Here is a 24,527-nt window from a genome sequence, read left to right as displayed (position 1 = left end):
GTGCTTGCCCACTTAAAGTCAGTTTTAGCTTCTAAAAATAGCCGTAAATTTTATCCAATATTGGATTTCATTTATTTGGTTTTTTTATTCTTTAAGTCTTTAAAAATAGAGTTCGATTTTATCGAATTTTGATTATAATTTTTTGCGATCAGATCGGTTTTATCAGCGAGTTTTTTCCGCTTTTCTTTTTAAAAATGTTCTTCGTTTTTATGGAATTTCGACTGTTGATTTTTCTGCGGTCAGTTCAGTTTTCAGAAAGTGTTTTTGTCAGGAGTTATTTTGGCTAACTCGTTATATCCTCATAAAAATACACTTTTAACCGGTTCATTTTCCGGATATCGACACTTTTTAAACTTTTTCACCAAATTGTGTTATTTATATTAATAAATATTTACTAGCATGTTTTAAGAGCAAATAATTTAATTACAGTTTAAGTATTTGGTAGAAGTTATTAAGCAAAATCTTAGAAATCTCAGCGTTGCTATTTTCTTTAAAAACTATAATGAAAGACTTTATAAAATGAAATTAATAAAAGTTTTTACAAAATTTTTATGAGTCCTGCTTGACCTTATTGATTTATAAAAGCTAGGCTTAAATTCTATATACCAATTCGGTGATAAAATACTCTGGATGTAGGTTTTATAGGAATTTAACTAACCTACGCTAGTTCTATCCTTATATATTAATTTTTACATTAAACGCTCAGATGACTTGAAGACCTTTAAAATATATGGTTGTAGTCTATAACTCACCCGACTTTAGATCAACAAACTAAACTTAAAGTAACAATCTTTTTACTCACAATTATCAAAGCATATTTTTTATCGATAAGGTTACGCAGTAAATGGTAATATATTGGAGCGACTTTTTAGAGATATAATTTTTCGGAAGAATTAGAATTTTAAAATTATTTATACATCCTTTTCAGAAAAATAAAGTGAAAATAAATTAAATATTTAGGGGAAATATTTTAAGTAAGACAGTTAAGTTCTTAAAATTTTGTTGTCAAATGATGAATCCATTCAAAAAACTTCAAATAAAAAATTAGATATTAATCTTAAAATTTGATCTCAATTATCATCAAATGAGATTATTCTAAGTCACTAATTTTAATTTATCTGAAATAGATAAAATTCTGTACCTATTCTGTACCCATTAAAAAACAAAAAGCTTCACATTTCTGTGAAGCCTTGTTATTACTGTAGCGAGACCGAGATTTGAACTCGGGACCTCCGGGTTATGAATCCGACGCTCTAACCAACTGAGCTACCTCGCCGTATCTTGCAGTATTACTGCCTTCAAAACAATTGCGGTGTGCTGCAAATGCGGGTGCAAATATATAAACAATTTGAAAAGCCACAAACATTATTTTAGAAAATATTTAAATTGTTTTCTTTTAATGTTACTAATTAATATATATATTGCTCGAAACTAATAAATCGAAAAATGGAAGATAAGATAAAGTACGAAATGGAATTTCCAATACATGCTTCTCCTTCATTGCTATATCAATATATTTCAACTCCTTCAGGATTAAGTGAATGGTATGCCGACAATGTAAATTCGCGTGGCGAATTATTTACCTTCATTTGGGAAGGTAGTGAGGAACAAGCTAAGCTTGTAAGTAAAAAAAGTGATGAGCGTGTTAAATTTAGATGGTTAGAGGAGGAGGATACTCCATTTTTCTTTGAAATTCGTATACAGGTAGATGATATCACTAAAGATGTGTCTATAATGATAACCGATTTTGCTGAAGATGAAGACGAAGTTGAAGAAGGAAAAATGCTTTGGGAAAATATGATTACAGATCTTAAACAGGTTTTAGGATCGGTTTAATATTCGATATATAAAACTTACCTTTGCCCCGCTATAAAAACGGGGCTTTTTTATGATTAATTTTAACGGAAACATACAGGAAGAGGATAAAGCAAATCTATCGATTACTAATCGTGGTTATGCTTATGGTGATTCGGTATTTGAAACGATAAGAGTTATTAACGGAAAGGTAATGTTTTGGGAAGATCATTATTTTAGATTAATGGCTTCCATGCGTATCATGCGGATGGAAATTCCAAACCAATTTTCTCCGGAGTTTTTAGAAGAAGAGATTCTTCAATTAATTGAAAAAAATAACCTTCAGTCGAAGCCTGCACGTGTTAAGTTTTCCGTTTTTAGAAAAGAAGGAGGTTTTTATACACCGGAGGTTAGGGACATAGAATATTTTATTCTTGCTTCAGAAATTAATAATGCTTTTTATATTCTGAATGATGACTTTTATGAAGTAGAGCTTTTTAAAGATCACTACGTAAATTCGGGATTGTTATCTACTATTAAGTCAAACAATAAGGCTATAAACGTTTTGGGAAGCATATTTGCCAAAGAAAACGATTATCATAACTGTTTATTGATCAACGAAAATAAATCTGTTGTAGAGGCGCTTAATGGCAATTTGTTTTTGGTAAAAGGAAATACTATTAAGACGCCCCCTTTAACTGACGGATCTTTAAACGGAATTACGAGAAAGCAATTAATTAGTATTATAAAGAAGCTTCAGGAATATAATTTTGAGGAAAAATCTATTTCTCCATTCGAATTACAAAAGGCAGATGAGCTTTTTATTACCAATGTGATTGTTGGAATACAGCCCATTTCAAAATACCGAAAGAAGGAATACGAAAATACAGTAGCCAAAGATCTGCTTGCTAAACTTAATGCGAAAGCAAGGTTAGGCTAATGAAGTAATTTAGGAAGTCTAATTTTAATTATAACTAGGGTTTTCTGGTGCGTTAGACCATAATACATACTCACCGCCCAATTGCATCATTTGGTCTTTCCAAAACGAATCGTATGGTCTTTCGATTACATTCTTTTGATCTTCGTTAGTTACTACAATCCAAGAATTCGCATCTAGCTCAATATTTAATTGTTCAGCGTCCCATCCGGAGTAGCCTAGGAAAAACCGAATTTGCTTTTCGTCAATTAAATTCTGAGAAATTAATGTTGTTACGGCATCAAAATTTCCACCCCAGTAAATTCCATCAGCTATTTCTACGCTATCTGGGATTAAATCTGGAATACGATGTATAAAATAAAGATTATCCTGTTCGACGGGACCCCCGTTATAAATTTTAAAATCTACATTTAAATCGGGGAGAAGGTCTTTTAAGGTAAAATCAAGCACCTTGTTTAAAATAAATCCAACAGAACCATTATCAGAATGTTCCGCTAGCAAAACGACTGATCTGTTGAAAGATACGTCTCCGGTAATAGAAGGCTCAGCTATTAAAAGGTGGCCTTTAGAGGGTTTTAGTGCAATCATAGGCATACTTTTTAACTAATCTAACTAATAATTATTAGTCGTACAATAAAATATTAAAAAAATCAATAAAAAAAGCTTTCCGCTAGGAAAGCCTTAATACTTTAACTAAAAAGGTGAAAATTATTAGTTTACAGCTTTTTGTAAGTCTGCACCAGCTTTAAATTTCACTACGTTTTTAGCAGCAATTTTAATTGTCTTTCCAGTTTGTGGATTTCTACCTTCACGTGCTGCTCTTTTCGATACAGACCAAGATCCAAAACCTACTAGGGAAACTCTATCTCCTTTTTTTAGAGAAGTTTCAATTCCTCCTAAAAATGATTCCAATGCTTTTTTAGCTGCCGCTTTAGAAATTCCTGCGTCCTCAGCCATTGCGTCGATTAAATCTGTTTTGTTCATAATTTGAATTTAAATAATTGTTGGTTAAACACTCTGTTCAATTGCACTTACAAATTTATATGGATTTCTCAGCCATGCAAGGAATAGCAAGGGAAAACGGATTGTTTGTTGATAACTTTGGCAAAATGTTAATAATTGAGCCTTAAATTTATTGATTTTTTATGATTTCAGTATTCACAAGGGTTCAGAGCATATAGGCCTCTTCTTCCAGGGTTAAACCGTTTAGCAAATCTTTTACTCTCATTTTTCGTTTTCCCGGTAACTGCATTTCGTTTACTAAAATAAAACCATCCGACGCTGCAATTTTAATTTGGTGATTTTCAACACTTACTTTTCCTATAGATTCTTTATGTTCTTTCAGGATCATTTCGCAATCAAAAATCTTCACATTCATTTTGTCGCCATTCTGAAAAAAGCACCACGCTGCAGGATAGGGATTAAGTCCGCGAATAAGATTGTAGATCGTTGTGGTATTTTTTGTCCAATCGATTTTGGTGTTCTCACGTGTTAATTTTGGAGCGGGTTTCAGTTCTACCTCTTTATTTTGTAAAATGGTCTTTACTTCACCATTTTCGATTAATTTTAAGGTATCTACAATTAATTCAGCCCCCATATTCATTAAGCGATCATGAACTGCTCCTACGTTTTCTGTTGCCTGGATATCTATTTCCTTAGATTTTATAATCGCACCCGTATCTATTTTTTCATCAATAAAAAAAGTTGTTGCTCCAGTAGTTTTCTCGCCATTGATCACAGCCCAGTTAATGGGCGCCGCACCGCGATATTCGGGTAGGAGGGAAGCATGCAAATTAAAAGTCCCGTACTCTGGGAACTTCCATACTTTTTCTGGTAACATTCTAAAAGCAACTACAACCTGTAAATTTGGATTGAGTTCTTTAAGCTGATTCTCAAATTCTTCAGATTTTAAATTGGTTGGTTGTAAAACAGGCAAACTTTTAGTGAGCGCAAACTTTTTAACAGCACTTTGGTTTAATTTTCTACCACGCCCTGCAGGTCGATCGGGAGCAGTAACCACACCAACGACGTTGTAGCCCGCTTCGAGAATTTTCGCAAGACCTTCGACTGCAAAATCTGGTGTTCCCATAAATAATACTCGTAAATCCTTCATTTTAATTTGCTTTATAGGTGTTTGTTGGTGTTCTTTTAATTCTATTTTTTTCAACTAAAAGTCGTAAAACTTCTAAAATATGAGATTCAGAAAAAGCTAATTCAGCGACTAATTCCCTTGATGATTTTTCAGAATGTCTCAATTTTTTCATGAGTTCCAAATAAATCATATTCATTAAATCTCGAGTTAATTTTCCTGCTTGTTGTTTGGTACAAACAGAGCATATTCCGCAGTTATCAATTTCTTTTTCGCCAAAATAACTCAATAGTTGTTTGCTTCTACAGGTTTTGTCGTTGTCGATATACGTTAAAACTTGCTCTATTTTTTCTTTTTTATTCTGAAGATATTGCTGAATGAATTTTGTATGCGGAATCAAGGTACGTTCATCTTCCCGAGGTACTAAAAACGTGACTGAAGCATCGTGCTGGGCATGATCAAATTCAATAATTTCATCTTTTTCCAATTTCTGAAGTAATCGCAACGCCTCGTCTTCAGTACTATTTGTTTTTTTAGCTAATGATGTAATGTTTATGGCAGTGAGATTTTCAAAAACACCGCCATAAGTGCGTAAAATAGATCTTGCAAATTCAGAAATTTCAGGGCGCGATTGTAAATAATGATTTAAACTTCCCGGGGAAACTTCAAATTTCACAAATGTCTTTTTGTGAAATTCTTCACTCAGTTTCAAAATAGAACAGCGCTCTAATATTTGCAAAGCCGAATATGCTTTATGAATATTGAAAGCGTATTGTTTGCAAAAAGAGTTGAAATTGAAGTTGAAGATTTCCTGTTCTCCTTCGCCGTAGGCTACTCTAAAATAGCTAAATAACTTTTTGTAGATTTCCTTAATTTCAGAAATTGAAGGTAGTTTCGCCAAAAATTGATTTTCTAAAACGGGAATATCGCCTTTATTGGTAATGGCTGTTGCCGTTGCAAAATTTCCATCTCTACCAGCACGACCCGCTTCTTGAAAGTAACTTTCTAGATTTTCGGGTAAGTTTAAATGAATAACGTGTCTAACATCGGGTTTATCGATGCCCATGCCAAAGGCAGTTGTGGCAACCATTATCCTAAATTTATTCTTTAACCAATCTGCAAGCTTTCGCTTTTTTTCCTGCTGTTTCATTCCGCCGTGAAATGCTTCAGCCTGATAGTTTTGCGATTTTAGATAATTGGCAATTTCTGTGGTTGCATTTCTACTTCGAACATAGATGATAGCCGTTTCTTCCGTAGAAGTTAAAAGTTTAGAGACCTCATAAAATTTATCTTCAGCAACTTTTACATTGTAAGCGATATTAGGACGATAAAAGGATTTTTTGTGTAGCTTTAAATCGGGTAACTCCAATTGATCCTTTATATCTTCAATAACATCCAAAGTTGCCGTTGCGGTTAACGCAATTAGTGGAATGTCTGGTTTCAAGGCTTTAAAAATAGAGATATTGCGATAAGCTGGTCTAAAATCGTGTCCCCATTGTGAGATACAATGTGCTTCGTCTATTGCAATTAGATTCACATTCATTAGCCGAATTCGCTCTTGCACCAGTTCCATTTGCAATCTTTCTGGCGAGAGATACAGGAATTTGTAATTTCCGTAAATACAATTATCCAGTTTTTTGTCAAGATCATCAAAAGAGATCCCTCCCGTAATAGCCATCGCTTTTATTCCGCGGGACTGGAGGTTGCTTACCTGATCTTCCATTAACGCAATTAGCGGAGAAACGACGATACAAATACCATCCTGTAATTGCGCAGGTACCTGAAAACAAATAGATTTTCCGCCTCCGGTTGGTAATAGCGCAAGTACGTTTTCTCCTTCTAGAACCGAAGAAATTATAGGCCACTGTAGCGATCTAAACGCTTTATGCCCCCAATATTGGTCTAATATTTTTAAAGCTTCCTGCACTATTAGCGCTCGATATGTTTTAAAATAAAATCAGCTCGTTCTTTTACCGTTCCGGTAGGAACTACTAATGGCTTATAACCGTAGTTAATGTAAGTATTCGATAAAAACTGAGATATTTTCTCGGCTTCCTCGAAACTTTCATAGCGTTCGTTATCGCTTTTATAAATTTCTTCCCAAGGAGGTAACATAAACACCTGCTCATATTTCCTTTGTTTACAAGTAGAAATAAAAGGTTCGTCATATTTGGTATTAAAATAATCCATATATGCCACCACGTCATGCACGCCACGATCTATAAAAATAAGATCTTGCTCAGAAGCTTCTGCTTCGCGATATTGCGCATCTCTACCTTCTAGGAGTTTTTCACTAAAGAGCAGAGGTTGCTCCAGGAATAATTGATCTATTCCCTCTTTTTGAGCTTCTAAGGTTACCTGTCTCGAAATTTCGTGCAGGCAAGTGTAGCCTCTTTTTTCCAGTTCGAAAATAATCGAAGATTTTCCCGTTCCTGGTCCGCCGGTTATTACAATTTTCTTTGCTTTCACTTCGCAAATTTCGACATTTGATTTTAATTATAAAAATGGTATAAAGCTTGTATCTTTGTTACCTTAAATTTTTGAATAGAAAATTATGAGTGAATCTAAAAATCCTGACGAATTTTACGCAAAACTGAAAACTCAACTTCAGGATACAGCGATATGGCCTTCAGAATATTTGTACAAATTTATTGTTCCTTCAAAAGAAGAGAAAATAAAAGGAGTTGAGGATATTTTTGACAATATGGGCGCGGTTATTACTACCAAAAAGTCTAAAAAAGGAACCTACACTAGCGTTTCCATAAACGTAACGATGCAAAATCCAGATGCAGTAATTTCCAAATACAAAGAAGTGGGACAAAAAATAGAAGGTGTAATTTCCTTATAGCACTTTTATTGCTAAAAACCCGTTATCTTTTATTCAACTTGGTTAATATTTCTTATTTTGCAGGCAGAATAAACTTCTGCAATTAAATATTACCTAATTTAAATCGAATTTTTTTTGACAAACGCATTAGAATATAACTCTGAGAGGAGTACGTTGATAATTCCTGAATACGGAAGACATCTACAGAAAATGGTAGAGCACGCCGTAAGTATTGAGGATGATGAAGAGAGAAACCGCGTGGCTAATTCTATAATCGCGGTAATGGGGAATATGAATCCGCATCTTCGTGACGTGGCAGATTTTCAACATAAGCTTTGGGATCAACTTTTTATTATCAGTGATTTTAAATTAGATGTAGAATCACCGTTTCCAAAACCTAGCCGTGAACAATTGGAAGAGCGTCCAGATGCTCTAGATTATCCACAAAATTTCCCTAAATATCGTTTCTACGGAAATAATATTAAGAGGATGATCGATGAGGCAAAAAAATACGATGATGGTGAATTTAAAGATGCATTAGTGTTAGCGATTGCCAATCACATGAAGAAATCTTTTCTTAATTGGAATCGTGATACTGTAGATGATAATGTGATTTTTGAGCATTTGAAAGAGTTGAGTGATGGTGATTTGAATCTGAAGAATTCAGATGAGGATTTAAGTGATTCTTCTAATCTTATGCGTGGTGGTGGTAAAAAGAAATACACCAAAACCAACAATAATCCAAAAAGACCTAGTCGTAAAAGCCGTAAACGCTACTAAAATTTAACCAAATTAAATGGGAACTTTTCAGATAGAAGGGGGGCATCAGCTTCAGGGGAAAATTCAGCCTCAGGGAGCAAAAAATGAAGCCTTGCAGATTCTTTGTGCAGTGTTATTAACTTCAGAAGAAGTAATTATCAATAATATACCAGATATTATTGATGTCAATAAATTAATAACCTTATTAGGGAATCTTGGCGTTAAGATTCAGAAATTAGGGAAAGGTCGCTATTCTTTTAAAAGTGATCAATTAGATCTTGAATATTTACAAAGCGAGCAGTTTAAGAAGGACGGAAGTGGCTTAAGAGGTTCTATTATGATCGTTGGCCCACTTTTAGGAAGATTTGGTAAAGGATATATTCCTAAACCAGGAGGTGATAAAATTGGTCGACGTCGTTTAGATACGCATTTTGAAGGTTTTATAAATCTTGGAGCTACTTTTCGATACAATAAAGAAGATCGTTTTTATGGAGTGGAAGCTCCTAACGGACTTAAAGGAAAGTACATGCTTTTAGAAGAAGCATCGGTAACCGGTACTGCTAATATCGTGATGGCTGCTGTAATGGCAGAAGGAACTACGACAATTTACAATGCTGCTTGTGAACCTTATCTACAACAGCTGTGTAAGATGTTGAATTCTATGGGAGCTAACATTAGTGGCGTAGGATCCAACTTATTAATTATTGAAGGAGTAAAAGAATTAGGAGGTTGCGAGCATACTATTTTACCAGATATGGTAGAAATAGGATCTTGGATTGGTCTTGCAGCAATGACGAAAAGTGAGATTACTATTACCAACGTGAATTGGGAGATGCTAGGTTTAATTCCTACTACCTTTAAAAAACTGGGAATTAGAATTGAGCGGCGAGGTGACGATATTTTTATTCCCGCACATACTGAGGGTTACGAGGTACAAAGCTTTATAGATGGCTCTATAATGAATATTAGTGATGCACCCTGGCCTGGTTTTACACCCGATTTGCTGAGTATCATTTTAGTAGTTGCTACGCAGGCTAAAGGCAGTGTGCTTATACACCAGAAAATGTTTGAAAGCAGACTTTTCTTCGTAGATAAGCTTATCGATATGGGCGCGAAAATTATCCTTTGCGATCCGCATCGAGCTACAGTTATTGGCCATGATTTCCAGTCAACATTAAAAGCGACTACAATGACATCGCCAGATATTAGAGCGGGAATTTCCTTATTAATTGCGGCACTTTCTGCAAAAGGAACATCTACGATCCATAATATCGAACAAATCGATAGAGGTTACGAAGATATTGAAGCTCGATTAAAAAGTATAGGTGCTAAAATAGAACGTATAGAATAATTGTCGGAAAATATATAAAGTAATAAAAAAGCCTCGAAAATCATTTTCGAGGCTTTTTTATTTAAAATTATTTCTTCGGAAAACAATAGGTAGCACAATGCCAGATAAATTCGTAATCTTCCCCATTGTAAGTTCCCGGAACTTCTTCATTTTTGGTAGTTTCTACCGTATAGGTTGTATTCCAAGGAAGTTTAAAAGAAATTTCACCTTCAGCATCTGTAGTTAGTGTTTTAGACCATAGATCTGAAATATAAATTTTCACTTCCTGTTCTTTTAAAGGCTGACCTTTGTAGTTTACCTGAAGTATTTTTTCTTCATTTTTATGCGGAAGCTCTTTAATGCTTAGTCCATGTTCAGTAATAGTTGAAGCCGCATCGGTTTTTCCTACCTTAACTTTTGCAAAAGATTGGTAATAGGTTTTAAAAATTCCGAAGTCATATTCAGAATAATCTACAACATCAATATTATCATTCTTTAGCTGAACAGTGTAAACACCATTTGTAGTAGGAGTGAAGCTACCAGAATAATAATCTTCTTTTTTATCTAAATTCAGCTTAGTGGAAGTTCCATCGGGATGAATTACCCAAACTTCAAATTTAGCAACACTTTTAAAGGCTTCTCCGTCGGTTTTTTCAATAACACCATAAGTATACTCGCCGTAGTGAATTTTTACATTTTGCTCTTGATTAAGTTTACCGCTGGGATTTGTTTCTATCCATAAATAATGAGCAAATGATGTGCTGTAGCAAAGTAAGAATAGAAAAATTAGGCTTAGTTTTTTCATTGAATGATAGATTTATAGTGTTTGTTATTAGATTTTTGAATTTAATAATAAGATTTAAAATTTATAGTTAAGGCTTAATCTAAAGTTTCTGCCCGGTTCACTTTGCCAGTAGACGTATGTACCATAATCTGCACCAGAGTATAAATATTCGTTTAGGAGATTATTTAGGTTAACTGACACGCGGAAGTTATCATTTTCCCAACTTAAAGCACCGTCCATTCTAAAATAATCTGGAAGATCTGTCTGTCCATTGGCTCCCCAAACCCAAGAAGAACGATCTATTAAATACTGGTAACCTAGTGAAAGACCCACTCCTTTTAAATTTTGCGTCTGAAACTTATAATCTAACCATCCATTAGTGATGTGTTTAGAAAATCCGGCAATTGGGTTTCCATCGGCATCTTCTACGTTTGTATAGGCATAGTTTAGAATAAGATTTAAGCCTTTGGTAATTTCACCGCGGGTATCAAACTCGAAACCACGAGAAGTAATATCGGTATCGACCTGCACTGAATAGTTGGCATCTTCAGGATCTGCAACCAGAAATTTATCTTTATGAATATCAAAATAAGTAGCGGTAGCATTCCAATTACCGTTGAAGAATTCAAATTTTAAGCCTCCTTCGATATCTTCAGCAGTTACAGGATCAAAGGGTTCACCAATTCTATTGGTTCCCTGTTCTGGCAAGAAAGTTTGGTCGTACATTCCGTAAGCAATTAAATTATCTAAGATCGAAAAGGAAACTGCAACACGAGGTGTAAATACTTTATCATTTGAAGGTACACCGTAAGCACTGCTTTCAAATTCGGTGTATCTTCCTGCAAGTGTCACGCGAAGATCATCATCTAAAAAGCCTACTTGATCCTGAATATAATAAGACAGATAATTGGAAGTTATAATTCCACTGGCGCGTTGTTGTAGTTCCGTACTTCTATCAAATTCTGGCAATATAGCTGCAGGCTGAGGATCATAGATATTAAATGGATTATCCTGTGTATCTAAATTGACGCTTTGTGCCCAATCTGCGATATAGTTTTTATTTCCGTAGTCTAAACCGCCTAAGATCGTATGGGAAATATCACCAGTTAATTCTTTACCATTAATAAATACCTGTCCCAGTTTTTGTTCTTCTTTAGCATCCCATATACTAATACTTCTTAATAAATCACCATTATCCTTAACTCCAAATGAACTGTCTAACCAAAGACTGGAGCCTTCGTGCTCATAATTGATATAACTAAGCTGTGCGGTTAAATTCCAATGCTGATTTAACTGATGTTCAAAATTGATAAAGCCGTAATGCTCTTTCATAACCGCAGGCCCAAGTCTTGGATCAGATAACGTGAAATCTCGATCCACATCGGCATATTCGTTAGGAGCAAAAACATAGGCAGATCCTATAAGTTTTGTTTTGTAATATTGATAAGTATACTGTGCAGTTATTGATGTTTTATCGTTAAAGTTATATTTTATACTCGGTGCGATCGTGTAACGATTTTCTGGCTCGTAATCTCTATGAGCTTCTTTAGTTGACGCGGCACCTACAAATCGATATTGTAGTTTTTTATCTTCAGATAAATTGCCTTCGATATCTGCAGTAGCACGCAATGTACTGTAACTACCGGTAAGAATACCAATTTCGCCGCCAGGGTTTCCTGTTGGTTTTTTGGTAACTACGTTATAAAGTCCGCCAGGCTCACCGCTAGAAAGCATAAAGGCAGATGGCCCTTTAACCACTTCAATCCGATCTACTAAAGCAAGATCTTCAGCCATTGGGCCCCAGGTGGAAAGAACGTTCATTCCATTTCGAAAAGGCGGAATTCTAAACCCACGCATATTGATTCTTGCAAAATTTCCCCAATGTTCGATCATTTGCGCGCCACTTACGTTTCGGGTAACATTTTCCATGATAGAAATTGTGGCTTGATCTTTTAATACATCATTGGTAATGATCTGGATATTCTGAGGAATATTAATGATTTCTTCGTTTAGTTTTAGGGAAGGTGAGACTTTGCGAGTGGTGTATGAAGTTTCTTTTTCTCCTGAAATCAAAACATCAGACAGCGAATTAATTTCTTTTTGAAGCTTGATTTCGATGTTTTCATTGGATTGAATATTGATCTTCAATTCTTTTTTTATAAAGCCAATTTCAGAAATTATAATCGTGTATTCCCCTTTTTTGATGTTATCAAGTTTAAAAGAACCATCTTGATTGGTATAGGTGCCGTAGGTAGAATTCTTTAAATATACGTTGGCGTTGCTAATGGGGTTTTGCTGTTCATCAAAAACATACCCGCTTAGTTCTACATCCTTATTTTGAGAATAACTGACGTAGAATCTACTTAGAATAAGAAGAAGTAAAAGTAGTGTTTTTTTCATTTTTATTTAGATTAATTATAAATAATAAAACAAATGTATAAAAGGAGCGCTAAGAATCACAAAAAAGTGTGGCTTATTTTTAATGATTCTATATAATATTTTGAAAATGAAATTTATTCGGAGATATAATGTTGAATTACAGTATATTGAATCTCACTAATAGAAAGTGAAAAATTTTAAGTAATACATCTTTTGAGATAAACTCTAAAAAAAAGCGATCAGAATTTCTGATCGCTTTTTTATGAATATGATTTAAAGAGTATTAGACTTTTTCAGCCTTCTCTTTATTTTCTTTGTAATGAAATAAGTTTTGTTCTTTAATCATGCTAGTCGTTTTTTCAGGTAGCATATCTTCCCAGCCTTCTTTACCATCGGTTATCATTTGTAACACTTCTCTAGAGTAAATATCAAGAATTTCTGGATTATAATTTTCTATATCTTCTACACGACCATTATACTTAAAGAATTTGTACAATTCTTTCATTCTTGGGTGCACCATTAAATTTTCACTCGTGGTAATTTCACCAGTTTCAGAATCTTTCAGTGGATATAGATAAACTTTTAAATCTTTAAAAAATAATTTACCAAAAGCTTCCAGAATTCCACCGCTTAAATGGCGATAGTATTTTTCATCAAAAACATCGATTAGGTTATTTACTCCCATAGCAAGACCCATTCTCATTTTCGAGTATTTGCTAAAGTATTCTACCACCTTATAATATTCCTGAAAATTAGAGATCATTACTGTTTGTCCCAAAGAGCAAAGAAGCTCTGCGCGATCCATAAAATCTCTTTCATCGATCTCACCTTCAGCTCTTAGATTGGATAGTGTAATTTCAAAAATCACCTCGGTATCTTCTTCAGAAACTCTATTTTCACTAAAGAATAATTCTCTGGATTTTTCAAACATATCCATGTTTACCTTAGTTACAGGTCTAAAACTACCGCGAAGGGCAAGGATATTTTTCTTGTAAAGAATTTTTGCTGGTAAAACATTATTTCCGTTCGGGCTAAACATTACCGCATCGGTCATTCCGTTTTTAACCAACTGTAAGCTCATCAATCGATTATCAACTTTATCGAATCTTGGTCCAGAAAAGTTAATGGTATCAATTTCTAATTGATCTTTGTCGATGTGATCGTATAAATAGCGAAGTAATTTTTTAGGGTTATCGAACTTATAATAAGCGCCGTAAATAAGATTGACACCTAAAATTCCTAAAGTATTTTGTTGATGGCGGGCATCGTTTTCTTTAAATCGAAGGTGAAGACTAATTTCATTATAATCTTCCTCTGGACTTACCTGGTAACGAATTCCAACCCAACCATGACCTTTATATTTTTTTGCAAAATCGATTGTAGCCACCGTATTGGCGTAGCTAAAGAAAAGTTTATTGGGGTGTTTCTCTCTAGAAATTCTTTCTTCGATTAATTTAATCTCGTGAGAAAGCATTTTTTTAAGTCGGGCTTCAGTAACGTATCTTCTGTCATCTTCAACGCCATAAATAGCATCACTAAAATCCTTATCGTAAGCACTCATCGCTTTGGCAATCGTACCCGATGCACCACCGGCTCTAAAAAAATTTCTTACAGTTTCCTGTCCTGCGCCAATTTCAGAGAAGGTACCATAAATATTTTCGTTTAGATTGATGCGTAGCGCTTTACTTTTTATAGAAGGAACATTCTCAAATTCCTTGTCGCCCATTATGGTGATTGGCATATTTTTCCTTTTAGATGAATTCCTTTTTTACGCTGTCAAAGGTACTAAAACACCAAGGTAAACAAAAAATATTAATTAACTTTGTCAGAAATATAACATTCTTGAAAGTTACATTTCTAGGCACAGGCACATCACAAGGAATCCCAATTATTGGAAGTAATCATCCCGTTTGTTTAAGCGAAAATCCTAAGGATAAACGCTTAAGGGTTTCGATTATGGTCGAGTGGAACGATCTAAATATACTTATAGATTGCGGCCCCGATTTTAGAATGCAGATGCTGGCAAATAATTTCAAAAAGTTGGATGCCATCCTTTTTACTCACGAGCATAATGATCATGTTGCTGGTTTAGACGATATACGCCCGTTTTTCTTTAGACAGGGCGATATTCCAATTTACGCACATAATCGTGTTTTAGATGCTTTAAAAAAGCGATTTGACTACATTTTTGTTACTGAAAATAAATATCCGGGAGCACCTGGCGTTAAGCAGCATATCGTTACTAATGATAGTTTTGAGATCGGTGGAAAAGAAATTATTCCGGTAAGCTATTTACATAATCGATTACAGGTCTACGGTTATCGAATGGAAAAGTTTGCGTATTTAACCGATATAAAATCTATTTCTGAAAAAGAAGCCGAAAAACTGAATAATCTTGATGTAGTCGTTGTTAGTGCATTACGTGTAGAGCCTCATCATTCGCATTTCAATTTAGCTGAAGCACTAGAGTTTATCGAAAAAATTCAACCCAAAAAGGCATATTTAACGCATATAAGTCATTTGCTTGGTTTTCACGAAGAGGTAGAGCAATCTTTACCCGAAAATGTACATTTAGCTTATGATAATTTGAAAATAACGATTGATGAAAAATAAGATCCTACTATATTTATTCATATTCGCTGCGCTGTTTGCGATATTTATTTATGTGAACGACAAGAAAATTTTGGACGATCAAACAAGCAGAATCGTAAGTCTCCAAAAGAAATTAGATAAGTTAGAAGCTGAAGAGGAAAATACAGAAACTAATGCACCTGAAGGTTTTTATGATTTTAGTCTGAAAAGAAATGAGCCCGCAATCACCTATTTTGAAAATAATGGATTTCAAGCGGCTGAAGTAGAGCAGAAAGTTCAGGATGCTTTAATTGATATGAATAAAGCGGAAGAGGATAACGAGATGGTTCCTTTTGAAGGCATGAAAGATCCTATGCGTATCAATAAAATCAAATTGCTTAATCACAAATGGGTAATCGCTGAATTCACCGATGGAGAACATTGGGGAGAAGTTTTATTGAAGTATTTTATTAGTGACGATGGAAGCGTTGAATTTGAGCCACTAAACTCTTTTCTATATCCTGCCGAATAATTTTTATACCTAATTACGATTAACAAATCTTTACCTGATTCGTCTTTATAGAAAGACATAAATCATGCAAAGATTATCATCAGTAATTTTAGTGCCGCTTTTATTTATATTTCATGCTGTTTTTGGCCAAAATGAACAAATTTTGGCACAATTAGATTCTATTTGGAACACAGATCAGGGAATAAGGATGAAGTTAGTGAAACTTCAACAGGAAGGGAAAACTAAAACTTCAGAATTCAAAGATCTTATTTCTGAAATGAAAATTCAGGATTCGATCAATCAAAAAAAAGTGGATGAAATTTTACAAAATGGATGGCCAAAAAACCTTAATCTTCAGCAAAATCGTACCTTATTTTTAGTCATTCAGCACGCCGATTTAGAGACACAAAAAATGTATCTTCCTATTATCGAATCTGCGGTTAAAAATGGGCAAACTTTACCTTCAAATCTTGCATTATTAAAAGACAGAGTGGCACTTAGAGGAGGAGGAAAGCAAATTTACGGAAGTCAGGTTTGGATCGATAATACCACTGGTAGAAAATATGTTCGGCCATACAAAATCCTGAAAAAGTTGATAGCATAAGAGCAGAAGTAGGTCTACCTGATATGCAAACTTACCTTCTGCAAGGATTTCAAATGAAATGGAGTCTTGAAAAATATTACGAACAATTACCGAAAGTGAAAGCGCTAACTGGCAAGAAGTAATTCTTCAATTTCAAATTATATAAAAAAAGCCCAGATTATTTAAAATCTAAGCTTTTTTTGTTTTAGAGATAACTAATTTATTTAATCAAATTATATGATTGCTTAGCAATTTCCAACTCTTCGTTAGTAGGAACGATTAAAATTTGTTTCTCTGCTTCAGGCGAATTTATAGGACGAATTGTTTTTCCGCGAACATCATTTTTTCGATGATCCAGATGAAGCCCTAGATATTCCATATCTTCTAAAGCAATCTTTCTAATAACACTGCTATTTTCACCAATTCCGGCTGTAAATACAACGGCATCAACGCCATTTAAAGCAGCGATATAAGAACCAATATATTTTTTAATGCGATACCCGTTCATGTAAAGCGCTAATCGACAGGTTTCATTACCTTCAGCCGATTTCTCTTCAATATCGCGCATATCGCTATAACCGGTAAGTCCTAACATTCCGCTTTCTTTCAGCAAAATATCATTTACTTGTTGCGGAGTGTAACCAAGCTTATCGATTAAATAAAAGATTACAGATTGATCGATATCACCAGCACGAGTTCCCATTATAAGTCCGTTTGCCGGTCCCATTCCCAAAGAATGATCGATAGCAATTCCATCTTTAATAGCACTAATGCTGCATCCATTACCAAGATGTACTGTGATTATTTTTTCTGAAGGAAGGCCTTTTTCATTCAAATATGCAATTGCTTTTTCAGAAACATATTTATGGCTGGTTCCATGAAAACCATAAGATCGTACCGCATTTTCTTCCATAAACTTTTTAGGAATAGCATATTGATATGCTTTTTGCGGCATAGTATGGAAAAAGGCAGTATCAAAAACGACTACTTGTTTCGCATTTGCAAAAACTTTTTCAGCTACTTCAATTCCTCTTAAATTATGAGGATTATGTAAAGGAGCCAACGGAAATACATTTCTAATCTCTTCTTTAACTTCAGCAGTAACTTCAACTGTTTTTGTTAAACTTTTTCCGCCGTGAACCACACGATGTCCAACAATCTGAATATGATTTTCATCCTCTATTACACCAACGTCACTATCCATCAAAAAAGCAGTAATTCTTTTTAGTCCGGTTTCGTGATCTGGGATTTCTACTTCTTTACTAAGTTTGGTTTCACCTGCATTATAATGTATTAAGGCTCCCTCTAAACCTATGCGCTCTACCAGTCCGCTAGCCGCAACAGTTTCTTCTGGCATTTTTATAAGTTGGTATTTTATAGAAGAACTCCCTGAGTTTATAACTAAAATGTTCATATTAAATTCCTTGTGCCTGGATAGCTGTTATAATTACTGTATTAAAAACGTCGTCTACGGTACACCCTCTACTTAAATCGTTAACCGGTTTATTAAGTCCCTGTAACATTGGCCCTATAGCCAAAGCTCCGGTTTCTCTCTGTACTGCTTTGTAAGTGTTGTTACCAGTATTGAGATCTGGGAAAATAAGTACACTGGCTTGTCCTGCAACTTCAGAATCTGGTAATTTACTTTTACCAATTGTAGCATCGACCGCAGCATCGTATTGAATTGGACCTTCCACCTTAAGATCTGGTCGTTTATTTCTAACAATTTCTGTAGCTTCACGAACGCGGTCTACATCTTCACCTTTACCTGAAGTTCCTGAAGAATACGACAGCATTGCAATTTTAGGTTCAATACCAAATGCGAGACTACTTTCTGCGGAAGAAATTGCAATTTCAGCAAGTTCTGCGGCATTAGGATTAGGATTAATCGCACAGTCGCCAAATACTGAAACTCGATCTTCTAAACACATAAAGAATACTGAAGAAACTACTGATACTCCTGATTTAGTTTTAATAAACTGAAGTGCAGGCCTAATGGTGTGTTGGGTAGTATGTGCAGCTCCAGAGACCATTCCGTCGGCATCACCTTTATGGATCATCATGGTTCCGTAGTAAGAAACATCGGCCATCATATCTCGAGCCATATCCATATTTACATTCTTATGTTTTCTTAGTTCATAAAAAGTTTCTGAATACTCGTCGTATTTATCTGAATGCACCGGGTCGATCACATCGATTTTGCTTAAATCGATATTTAGACCAAGATCGGCGATCTTATTTTTAATTTTATCGATACTTCCTAACAGCGTAATGTCTACAATATTCAGTGCAATAAGACGCATTGTGGCAATTAAAATACGCTCGTCTGTACCTTCAGGAAGCACGATTCTTTTTCTAGATTGCTGCGCACGCTTGTAAAGACTATACTGAAACATCTTTGGCGTAAGCGCTTTTGGCTGAAAATTGAAGAGTTTTTCAGTAAGACTATCAAGATTTAAATATTTATCTGAAACAGCCAGAGACGTCATGATCTTCTGTTTACTGTCTTTATAAATTTTGGACTTGATATTACCAATACGGTTAGTCACATTAAAAGTTCCACCTTGTACAGAAACTATAGGAACGATTTGTGAAAGTCCTTCGATTAGTTTTAAGATACTATCCTCGGGGATTAGTCCGCCGGTAAGAATAATTCCTGATATTGGAGGATAATTAGCTGAAATATGTGCTTGCAACGCACCAAGAATAATATCTGCGCGATCTCCCGGAGTAATGACTAGACTATTTTCTTTAAGTTTGGTGAGATAGTTACGCAGTTGCATTGCGCCAACTCCAAAATTCCCGGTTTGATTATTTAAATGCGTTTCTCCAAATATAACTTTACCTTCCAGTTCTTCTACAATCTCTTTGATGGTAGGGTGGAGCAAAGTCTTTACCATGGGTACGATAGAAACTTCTACTTCTTTCGGGAAAAAATTATTGAGATCGGTTCTAACATTTTCAATATTTTCTTCCTGAATTTTATTAGCAACTACGCCAATAACTTTAACATCACGATTCGTGAACGAGCTGTAAACAAAATTCAGTGCGTCAACGAGTTCCTTCTGACTTTTATCCTTACCGCTTGAAATAATTATTGTAGGAAGGCCCAGGTTTTTAGCAATGGTTACATTGGTGTCGAATTCAAAAACATTTCCTTTTACAGAAAAGTCGGTACCTTCAACCAAAACAAAATTGAATTCTTCTTCCAGTTTTTTATACTTCTGGATAATAACATCAATTACCTCGCCTGCTTTACCGTCATTTCTTTTATCAACCAGTTCTTTTCGGGTTACTCCGTAGGCTTCTTCGTAAGGAATTTCTATATCGAATTGCGATAAAACCGTTTCGATATGATTATCTTTTTGACCGTCGGGAAAATCGTCAATAATAGGTCTAAAATATCCTACTTTATCTGTTTTACCTAAAAGCGTTTGCATTAGTCCCAGGGAAATTAAAGACTTTCCACTGTCTTCTTCCATGGTAGCAATGTAGATACCTTTATTCATAGTGCTTATTTTTTCTCTTAATGAGATTTGATGCTATTTCCCAAATTTTGTTGGGATATATAACAGTTAAATTAGTTTCAATCACTTTCTTTTTCTTCTGAAAGTGTTACAAATTTACCAGTAATTTGAAGCATGAAACCTAACAAATGTCATATTAAAAAGTTAAAATAACTTTAAATAAAAAGATCAAAATCGATAAATAAGCTATGTTCTCTTCTCCAACCACTCCTTAAGTTCAAAGAAGTTTTGTGGCGCTACACCATGACCTACGGGAAATTCAGAATAGGTGTTTTTGATATTTAATTCATCTAAAAACGGCTTTGTTTTTCTAGCCCATTCGATAGGAATAACCTGATCTACGCTTCCGTGGGAGCAGTAAAAATCTAAATGTTCAAAATCGTTATTTTCAAAGCCATTTTTAATAATGTCTTTATTTACATAACCACTTAGCGCAATTATATTTTTGATTTTTTCGGGATAGGAGAGTGCCACAGCATAACTTAAAATACTGCCTTGGCTAAATCCTAAAATGCTGACTTTCTTTTTATCTATAGGATAAGCGTCTATGGCTTCATCTATAAAATTAGCTATCAAATCTCTAGATTTTATAGCCTGCTCATCATCACTAAATTTGCCGTTTGCATCGTCAAAATAAATAGTATACCACGCGTTGCCACTAGGCTGCATTGGGTAGGGAGCTTTTACCGAGATCACAAAAAACTCTTCCGGTAATTCGCCGGCAAAACTGAAAAGGTCTTGCTCGTTGCTTCCGTAGCCGTGAAACATAAAAACTACTGGAGCTTTTTCGGTTTGACCTTTGGGTTGCTTTATAACGTGTTCTAAAGAAAGTTGTGCTGTTTGCATTACGTAATTGATTTAAACCATTTTTGAAAATACTCACCGATATACGGAATTAACCTAAACTCACCCTGTATGGCCGCTATTAGTCCGTAGATCGCTAAAACAACATAAACCAAATAAAATGCGGTAGGTATAAAAAAGTTAGTGAATATAGATGCAATAGCGCCCAAAACATAAAATAGTATATGTGTGCCTAGAGCTTGCCGTATATGGAAGCTAGCAAATTTATGTTTGTTTTCCATATTGAAAAAAATGGCAAGTACAAGGCCAAATATTGTAATGTAGGCCGTTATCGCAGCAGTTTTACCATTTGTAGGGGTATTTTGGGTATTCTGATTCATTCTTTTAAAATTCTTCGGAAATAATTAATTGATTGTTATTGAAAATTCCGATCGCTTTTCCTTTTAATTGTTGGCCTAGAAATATACTATTTTGAGAAATAGAAAGAATATCAGATTTTTCAAAAGTGTATTTTTCTTCAGGTAAAAAGAAACTTAATTTAGCTAATTTTTGTTCTGCTAAAGTCGAAATTTCAGCTTTAAAGCGTTCTTTGTCACGCGTTAAGATCGCTACAGTTTCTTCCGTAGAAAAAATAGTTTGTAAAGCACCAAAAGCACTTTCTAAACCAATGCTTCCGTAGTTGGCATTATCGAATTCTACTTTCTTATTTTCAATATCTATAGGATCGTGATCGCTGGTAACAAAATCGATAACACCATCTTTTAAAGCTTTAATAAGCGCTTTAGTATCTTTTTTAGTTCTAAGCGGCGGCATTACTTTGGCGCGAGTATCAAACTCACTGAGCAAATCGTCGGTAAGTACTAAGTTATGGATGGCAACGCTGCATGTTATGTCTAAACCTTTCTTTTTAGCCTCTTTAATTAAGGCAACCGATTTTTCTGTAGAAATTGTAGGAATGTGCAATTTGCCACCAGTATATTCTAACAAATACAAATCTCGTGCAATTTGTAAGTCTTCTGCAAGATTAGGAATTCCTTTTAATCCTAAAAGCGTGCTGTTATGATGCTCGTTTACAATTCCCTTACCGGCAATACGTTTTTCTAACGGAAAGGATTGTACCAATCCGCCAAAATTCTGTGCGTACTGCAATGCAATTTTGAGCAAATTAGGATTGCTAACGGGCTTTTTATAATCTCCAAAGCTAACCGCTCCGGCATTTCCCATATCGTAAAGCTCGGCTAGATCTACACCTTTAGATGCAACTGTTAATGTCCCGGTTGGCAGTAAGTTGACGGCGTTTCCCTGCGCTTTTGCTTTAACTGAATAAATCGTCGAACTATTGTCGATGGTTGGCTTCGATTGCGCATTTAAAACAACATCGGTAAAACCGCTAAAAGCCGCAGTTCTTAATCCATTTTCTATAGTTTCACGCTCTTCGTAACCTGGTTCTCCAAAACTTACGCTGGTATCCAGCCAACCTTGCGAAACATGTAAACCTTTAATATTTATTTCTTTATCGGCTTCAACTTCAATAGCATTTCCGATTTTTTTAATGATGCCGTCCTGAATAAGAATATCGGCTTGTTTTAAATGATAATCGCTTTGTTTATCTACGATTGTGGCTGATTTTATAAGTAGCTTCATTTAAAGAATTTTAAGAGGAGCATCTCTATGGTTAAAAAGATTAGTGCAAAAATAACAAACCATTTCCAAAGCACATCGATTTGTTGCGCTGCTTTTACCGTTTCAAAATAGGTATTTAGATTCGGTTGTTTTTCGATATTTACAAACTCATTTATATCCAGATAATTAAGTTTACTTTCTTGTCTTGGATAATTGTAACTTATAGGTAAAATCTTTTCATCTTGATAGGCTACCATAAAGTTTCCTGCCGTTTCTGGAAGATTTGATGTTGTTACTGTTATTTTATCTGAAGTGTTTTGCTGAAGCGGAATAAAACTATCGCCAGAATTTTGCTGAATCTCTACAACCTGATCGGCATTTCCTGAAATATTTACATCGAACGAATTTTCCTGCCCAACCTCGAAATATAAATCTGGTATTTTTATTGCTGAAATTCCCATATTATAAAACACCGGAACGATTAAAGGTGAATTCTGAAAATTAGAATTCTGCTGATTAATTGCTGCGGAAAACATATAATTTTGACCTGAATTTAGCAAAAATGCATCGTTATTCTGAAAGCTTAAAGCCGCAGTTGCTATTGAAGTGAAGTTGTAAGAAGTTTGAACTTGGGGATACTGAAAATTATCAATTTCTTTCTCGAATGTATTATCAAATATCGGATGCTGAAAAGCAATATCTGTAATTAATAACTCTCGATTTTGTTTTTGCTGAAGTAGCGGTAAATTAAGATTCGATAAAAGCTGATTGTAATTTTCAATAGAAAGTTCAGAAGGTGGGATTATACAAATTGTTACGCCTTTTTTAGATCCTTCAATTAACTGATTCTGCAAAGCGGTATTTAATTGCTTCACTTCATTCAAAATAATAACATCGGCATTGCTAAATACACTGTAATCGACTTCTTCTTCAGTGAAGTTGGTATATTCAAATTGATCTTCAGTAAAAATTCGGTTCAAAAAGTCGGAATCTTGATCTGAAACACTTATAACTTTGATTTTTGGAGATTCCGAAGAACTAAAAAACAGCTCGTTATCATAATACAAACCATTATCTTCAATAGTGATTACACCGTTTTCGATTTCTTCAGCCTGCAATCTAAATTCTATTTCTTGCTTCTTATCTTCTTTAAAATTAATGCTCTTTTTAGCTAATATCTGTTCTCCATTTTTCAGGGTTATAGCAATATCTCGATCTAATTTTTCAGTATTACTAAATGTTGCTTTTAAATTAATATGATTCAGGTTTTTATCAATCACAAAAGCCGAATCGATGCTGATATTTTTAATTTCCTGAGGTTCATTTTTTACAAAATGATATTCTACATTATCGAGCTTATCTAATTTGCCTAAATTTTGCTGAAAATCAGATACCAAAACCAATCGCTGTAGCTCGGCTGGATGGTTTTTGAAAAACTGTTGCGCTTTTAAATTAATGATATCGAAATTAAGCGAATTTGAGCTGTAATCAATATTCTGTATTTCTGCCAGATTTTCTTTGGGAGAAATTATTCCGAAGTCATTTGTGTTGGTGAATAAGCCAAAAGAAGTATCATCTTCAGCATTTTCTAAGAATTGCTGAATATTATAGGCTAACATTGGCCCGTGTTCGCCGCGCAATTGCATGCTAAACGAATTGTCTAGATAGAATAGGGTAGAAGTGGTTTGCTTAGCGGTTTTTCCCGAAGGAAAAAAGGGCTGTGCAAAAGCTAAAATCAATGCACCAAGCGCCAGCGTTCTGGCTGTAAGAATCAGCCACTTTTTAAGCTGATTACTTTTTCGATTTTCCTGAACTACTTTTTTTAGAAACTTGACGTTGGTAAAAGCTTCTTTTTGAAATCGGCGAAATTTAAATAAATGAACGATAAATGGAATAACCAGTAAAATAAGCGCATATAGAACTTCTGGATATTTAAACTGCATACCGGATTTAAAGATTTCTCAAATATAAAGAAATTGTGTGGCAGGCAAACTCGATAATCGAGATTA

22 protein-coding genes and 1 tRNA gene are annotated in these 24,527 nt (G+C 34.6%); 8 read left to right on the top strand and 15 right to left on the bottom strand.

The window, feature by feature from the left end; genetic code table 11:
- Positions 1–1,202: 1,202 nt before the first annotated feature.
- Positions 1,203–1,276: transfer RNA gene (locus tag QWY91_RS05365), tRNA-Met, on the bottom strand.
- Positions 1,277–1,446: 170 nt separating this feature from the next.
- On the opposite strand from QWY91_RS05365, the gene QWY91_RS05360 reads away from it, so the two are divergent.
- Both QWY91_RS05360 and QWY91_RS05355 read left to right on the top strand, forming a co-directional pair.
- Complete coding sequence (locus QWY91_RS05360; protein WP_290232366.1) at positions 1,447–1,836, top strand: START-like domain-containing protein; 390 nt, start codon at positions 1,447–1,449, stop codon at positions 1,834–1,836.
- Between the two features lie 52 nt (positions 1,837–1,888).
- Positions 1,889–2,734: an aminotransferase class IV gene (locus tag QWY91_RS05355; protein WP_290232364.1), complete on the top strand. Its 846-nt coding sequence runs from the start codon at positions 1,889–1,891 to the stop codon at positions 2,732–2,734.
- A 24-nt stretch (positions 2,735–2,758) separates the two neighbouring features.
- Here QWY91_RS05355 and QWY91_RS05350 read toward each other — a convergent pair whose 3' ends face one another.
- The 5 genes from QWY91_RS05350 to QWY91_RS05330 all read right to left on the bottom strand — a co-directional run bounded on the left by QWY91_RS05350 (position 2,759) and on the right by QWY91_RS05330 (position 7,289).
- Positions 2,759–3,319, bottom strand: coding sequence for a YqgE/AlgH family protein (locus tag QWY91_RS05350; RefSeq protein ID WP_290232363.1), 561 nt, complete (start codon positions 3,317–3,319; stop codon positions 2,759–2,761).
- 123 nt (positions 3,320–3,442) lie between these two features.
- Positions 3,443–3,715 (bottom strand): HU family DNA-binding protein, encoded by a 273-nt coding sequence (locus tag QWY91_RS05345; protein WP_013071944.1) that lies wholly within the window; start codon positions 3,713–3,715, stop codon positions 3,443–3,445.
- Between the two features lie 184 nt (positions 3,716–3,899).
- The gene (gene fmt, locus QWY91_RS05340) at positions 3,900–4,844 is read right to left on the bottom strand and encodes a methionyl-tRNA formyltransferase (protein ID WP_290232357.1); all 945 of its coding nucleotides are present in this window, start codon (positions 4,842–4,844) and stop codon (positions 3,900–3,902) included.
- Position 4,845: 1 nt separating this feature from the next.
- Entirely contained in the window at positions 4,846–6,747 is a 1,902-nt protein-coding gene (locus tag QWY91_RS05335; RefSeq protein WP_290232355.1) for a RecQ family ATP-dependent DNA helicase, read from the bottom strand.
- A 2-nt stretch (positions 6,748–6,749) separates the two neighbouring features.
- Positions 6,750–7,289, bottom strand: a complete 540-nt coding sequence (locus QWY91_RS05330) for an AAA family ATPase (RefSeq protein ID WP_290232353.1) — start codon at positions 7,287–7,289, stop codon at positions 6,750–6,752.
- Between the two features lie 85 nt (positions 7,290–7,374).
- Between QWY91_RS05330 and QWY91_RS05325 the strand changes: the two genes are divergently transcribed.
- The 3 genes from QWY91_RS05325 to murA all read left to right on the top strand — a co-directional run bounded on the left by QWY91_RS05325 (position 7,375) and on the right by murA (position 9,757).
- Entirely contained in the window at positions 7,375–7,668 is a 294-nt protein-coding gene (locus QWY91_RS05325) for a DUF493 family protein (RefSeq protein WP_290232352.1), read from the top strand.
- A gap of 114 nt (positions 7,669–7,782) precedes the next feature.
- A complete protein-coding gene (locus QWY91_RS05320; RefSeq protein ID WP_290232350.1) occupies positions 7,783–8,427 on the top strand; it encodes a DUF4290 domain-containing protein in 645 nt (214 codons plus the stop codon).
- Between the two features lie 16 nt (positions 8,428–8,443).
- On the top strand, positions 8,444–9,757 hold the full coding sequence (gene murA, locus QWY91_RS05315; RefSeq protein WP_290232348.1) for a UDP-N-acetylglucosamine 1-carboxyvinyltransferase: 1,314 nt from the start codon (positions 8,444–8,446) through the stop codon (positions 9,755–9,757).
- 67 nt (positions 9,758–9,824) lie between these two features.
- Here murA and QWY91_RS05310 read toward each other — a convergent pair whose 3' ends face one another.
- The 3 genes from QWY91_RS05310 to QWY91_RS05300 all read right to left on the bottom strand — a co-directional run bounded on the left by QWY91_RS05310 (position 9,825) and on the right by QWY91_RS05300 (position 14,640).
- On the bottom strand, positions 9,825–10,541 hold the full coding sequence (locus QWY91_RS05310) for a DUF4198 domain-containing protein (protein WP_290232346.1): 717 nt from the start codon (positions 10,539–10,541) through the stop codon (positions 9,825–9,827).
- Between the two features lie 54 nt (positions 10,542–10,595).
- Complete coding sequence (locus QWY91_RS05305) at positions 10,596–12,920, bottom strand: TonB-dependent receptor (RefSeq protein ID WP_290232344.1); 2,325 nt, start codon at positions 12,918–12,920, stop codon at positions 10,596–10,598.
- A gap of 262 nt (positions 12,921–13,182) precedes the next feature.
- Positions 13,183–14,640: a TonB-dependent receptor gene (locus QWY91_RS05300; RefSeq protein ID WP_290232342.1), complete on the bottom strand. Its 1,458-nt coding sequence runs from the start codon at positions 14,638–14,640 to the stop codon at positions 13,183–13,185.
- Between the two features lie 101 nt (positions 14,641–14,741).
- On the opposite strand from QWY91_RS05300, the gene QWY91_RS05295 reads away from it, so the two are divergent.
- The 3 genes from QWY91_RS05295 to QWY91_RS05285 all read left to right on the top strand — a co-directional run bounded on the left by QWY91_RS05295 (position 14,742) and on the right by QWY91_RS05285 (position 16,585).
- Entirely contained in the window at positions 14,742–15,512 is a 771-nt protein-coding gene (locus QWY91_RS05295; protein ID WP_290232340.1) for an MBL fold metallo-hydrolase, read from the top strand.
- Positions 15,502–16,002, top strand: coding sequence for a hypothetical protein (locus tag QWY91_RS05290; RefSeq protein ID WP_290232337.1), 501 nt, complete (start codon positions 15,502–15,504; stop codon positions 16,000–16,002). Before QWY91_RS05295 ends, QWY91_RS05290 begins: the two co-directional genes overlap by 11 nt.
- Before the next feature lie 64 nt (positions 16,003–16,066).
- Positions 16,067–16,585, top strand: a complete 519-nt coding sequence (locus QWY91_RS05285) for a DUF6624 domain-containing protein (protein WP_290232335.1) — start codon at positions 16,067–16,069, stop codon at positions 16,583–16,585.
- Positions 16,586–16,784: 199 nt separating this feature from the next.
- Here the strand turns inward: QWY91_RS05285 and QWY91_RS05280 are convergent, their stop codons facing one another.
- The 6 genes from QWY91_RS05280 to QWY91_RS05255 all read right to left on the bottom strand — a co-directional run bounded on the left by QWY91_RS05280 (position 16,785) and on the right by QWY91_RS05255 (position 24,461).
- Complete coding sequence (locus tag QWY91_RS05280; protein WP_290232333.1) at positions 16,785–17,978, bottom strand: acetate/propionate family kinase; 1,194 nt, start codon at positions 17,976–17,978, stop codon at positions 16,785–16,787.
- 1 nt (position 17,979) lies between these two features.
- Entirely contained in the window at positions 17,980–20,073 is a 2,094-nt protein-coding gene (gene pta, locus QWY91_RS05275; protein WP_290232331.1) for a phosphate acetyltransferase, read from the bottom strand.
- Between the two features lie 204 nt (positions 20,074–20,277).
- A complete protein-coding gene (locus tag QWY91_RS05270) occupies positions 20,278–20,937 on the bottom strand; it encodes an alpha/beta hydrolase (protein WP_290232329.1) in 660 nt (219 codons plus the stop codon).
- On the bottom strand, positions 20,937–21,275 hold the full coding sequence (locus QWY91_RS05265) for a magnetosome magnetite crystal formation protein family (protein WP_290232328.1): 339 nt from the start codon (positions 21,273–21,275) through the stop codon (positions 20,937–20,939). The genes QWY91_RS05270 and QWY91_RS05265 overlap by 1 nt, the downstream gene beginning before the upstream one ends.
- A 4-nt stretch (positions 21,276–21,279) precedes the next feature.
- Positions 21,280–22,539 carry a dihydroorotase gene (locus QWY91_RS05260; RefSeq protein WP_290232325.1) on the bottom strand — a complete coding sequence of 420 codons (1,260 nt, stop codon included), beginning with the start codon at positions 22,537–22,539 and terminating at the stop codon, positions 21,280–21,282.
- Positions 22,536–24,461, bottom strand: coding sequence for a BatA domain-containing protein (locus QWY91_RS05255; RefSeq protein ID WP_290232322.1), 1,926 nt, complete (start codon positions 24,459–24,461; stop codon positions 22,536–22,538). Before QWY91_RS05255 ends, QWY91_RS05260 begins: the two co-directional genes overlap by 4 nt.
- Positions 24,462–24,527: the final 66 nt, after the last annotated feature.

The organism is Zunongwangia endophytica, from assembly GCF_030409505.1.
GTDB lineage: Bacteria > Bacteroidota > Bacteroidia > Flavobacteriales > Flavobacteriaceae > Zunongwangia > Zunongwangia endophytica.
Note: the sequence above shows the minus strand (reverse complement) of the source record. Positions and strands in the feature narration are given on the sequence as shown.

What these genes read in the sequence shown, in the direction of transcription:
- QWY91_RS05280 (WP_290232333.1), bottom strand. Translation starts at nt 17,978, where the DNA reads ATGAACATTTTAGTTATAAACTCAGGGAGTTCTTCTATAAAATACCAA.
- QWY91_RS05260 (WP_290232325.1), bottom strand. Translation starts at nt 22,539, where the DNA reads ATGAAGCTACTTATAAAATCAGCCACAATCGTAGATAAACAAAGCGAT.
- QWY91_RS05350 (WP_290232363.1), bottom strand. Translation starts at nt 3,319, where the DNA reads ATGATTGCACTAAAACCCTCTAAAGGCCACCTTTTAATAGCTGAGCCT.
- QWY91_RS05355 (WP_290232364.1), top strand. Translation starts at nt 1,889, where the DNA reads ATGATTAATTTTAACGGAAACATACAGGAAGAGGATAAAGCAAATCTA.
- QWY91_RS05270 (WP_290232329.1), bottom strand. Translation starts at nt 20,937, where the DNA reads ATGCAAACAGCACAACTTTCTTTAGAACACGTTATAAAGCAACCCAAA.
- pta (WP_290232331.1), bottom strand. Translation starts at nt 20,073, where the DNA reads ATGAATAAAGGTATCTACATTGCTACCATGGAAGAAGACAGTGGAAAG.
- QWY91_RS05285 (WP_290232335.1), top strand. Translation starts at nt 16,067, where the DNA reads ATGCAAAGATTATCATCAGTAATTTTAGTGCCGCTTTTATTTATATTT.
- fmt (WP_290232357.1), bottom strand. Translation starts at nt 4,844, where the DNA reads ATGAAGGATTTACGAGTATTATTTATGGGAACACCAGATTTTGCAGTC.
- QWY91_RS05265 (WP_290232328.1), bottom strand. Translation starts at nt 21,275, where the DNA reads ATGAATCAGAATACCCAAAATACCCCTACAAATGGTAAAACTGCTGCG.
- QWY91_RS05300 (WP_290232342.1), bottom strand. Translation starts at nt 14,640, where the DNA reads ATGCCAATCACCATAATGGGCGACAAGGAATTTGAGAATGTTCCTTCT.
- QWY91_RS05290 (WP_290232337.1), top strand. Translation starts at nt 15,502, where the DNA reads ATGAAAAATAAGATCCTACTATATTTATTCATATTCGCTGCGCTGTTT.
- QWY91_RS05305 (WP_290232344.1), bottom strand. Translation starts at nt 12,920, where the DNA reads ATGAAAAAAACACTACTTTTACTTCTTCTTATTCTAAGTAGATTCTAC.
- murA (WP_290232348.1), top strand. Translation starts at nt 8,444, where the DNA reads ATGGGAACTTTTCAGATAGAAGGGGGGCATCAGCTTCAGGGGAAAATT.
- QWY91_RS05255 (WP_290232322.1), bottom strand. Translation starts at nt 24,461, where the DNA reads ATGCAGTTTAAATATCCAGAAGTTCTATATGCGCTTATTTTACTGGTT.
- QWY91_RS05325 (WP_290232352.1), top strand. Translation starts at nt 7,375, where the DNA reads ATGAGTGAATCTAAAAATCCTGACGAATTTTACGCAAAACTGAAAACT.
- QWY91_RS05360 (WP_290232366.1), top strand. Translation starts at nt 1,447, where the DNA reads ATGGAAGATAAGATAAAGTACGAAATGGAATTTCCAATACATGCTTCT.
- QWY91_RS05310 (WP_290232346.1), bottom strand. Translation starts at nt 10,541, where the DNA reads ATGAAAAAACTAAGCCTAATTTTTCTATTCTTACTTTGCTACAGCACA.
- QWY91_RS05345 (WP_013071944.1), bottom strand. Translation starts at nt 3,715, where the DNA reads ATGAACAAAACAGATTTAATCGACGCAATGGCTGAGGACGCAGGAATT.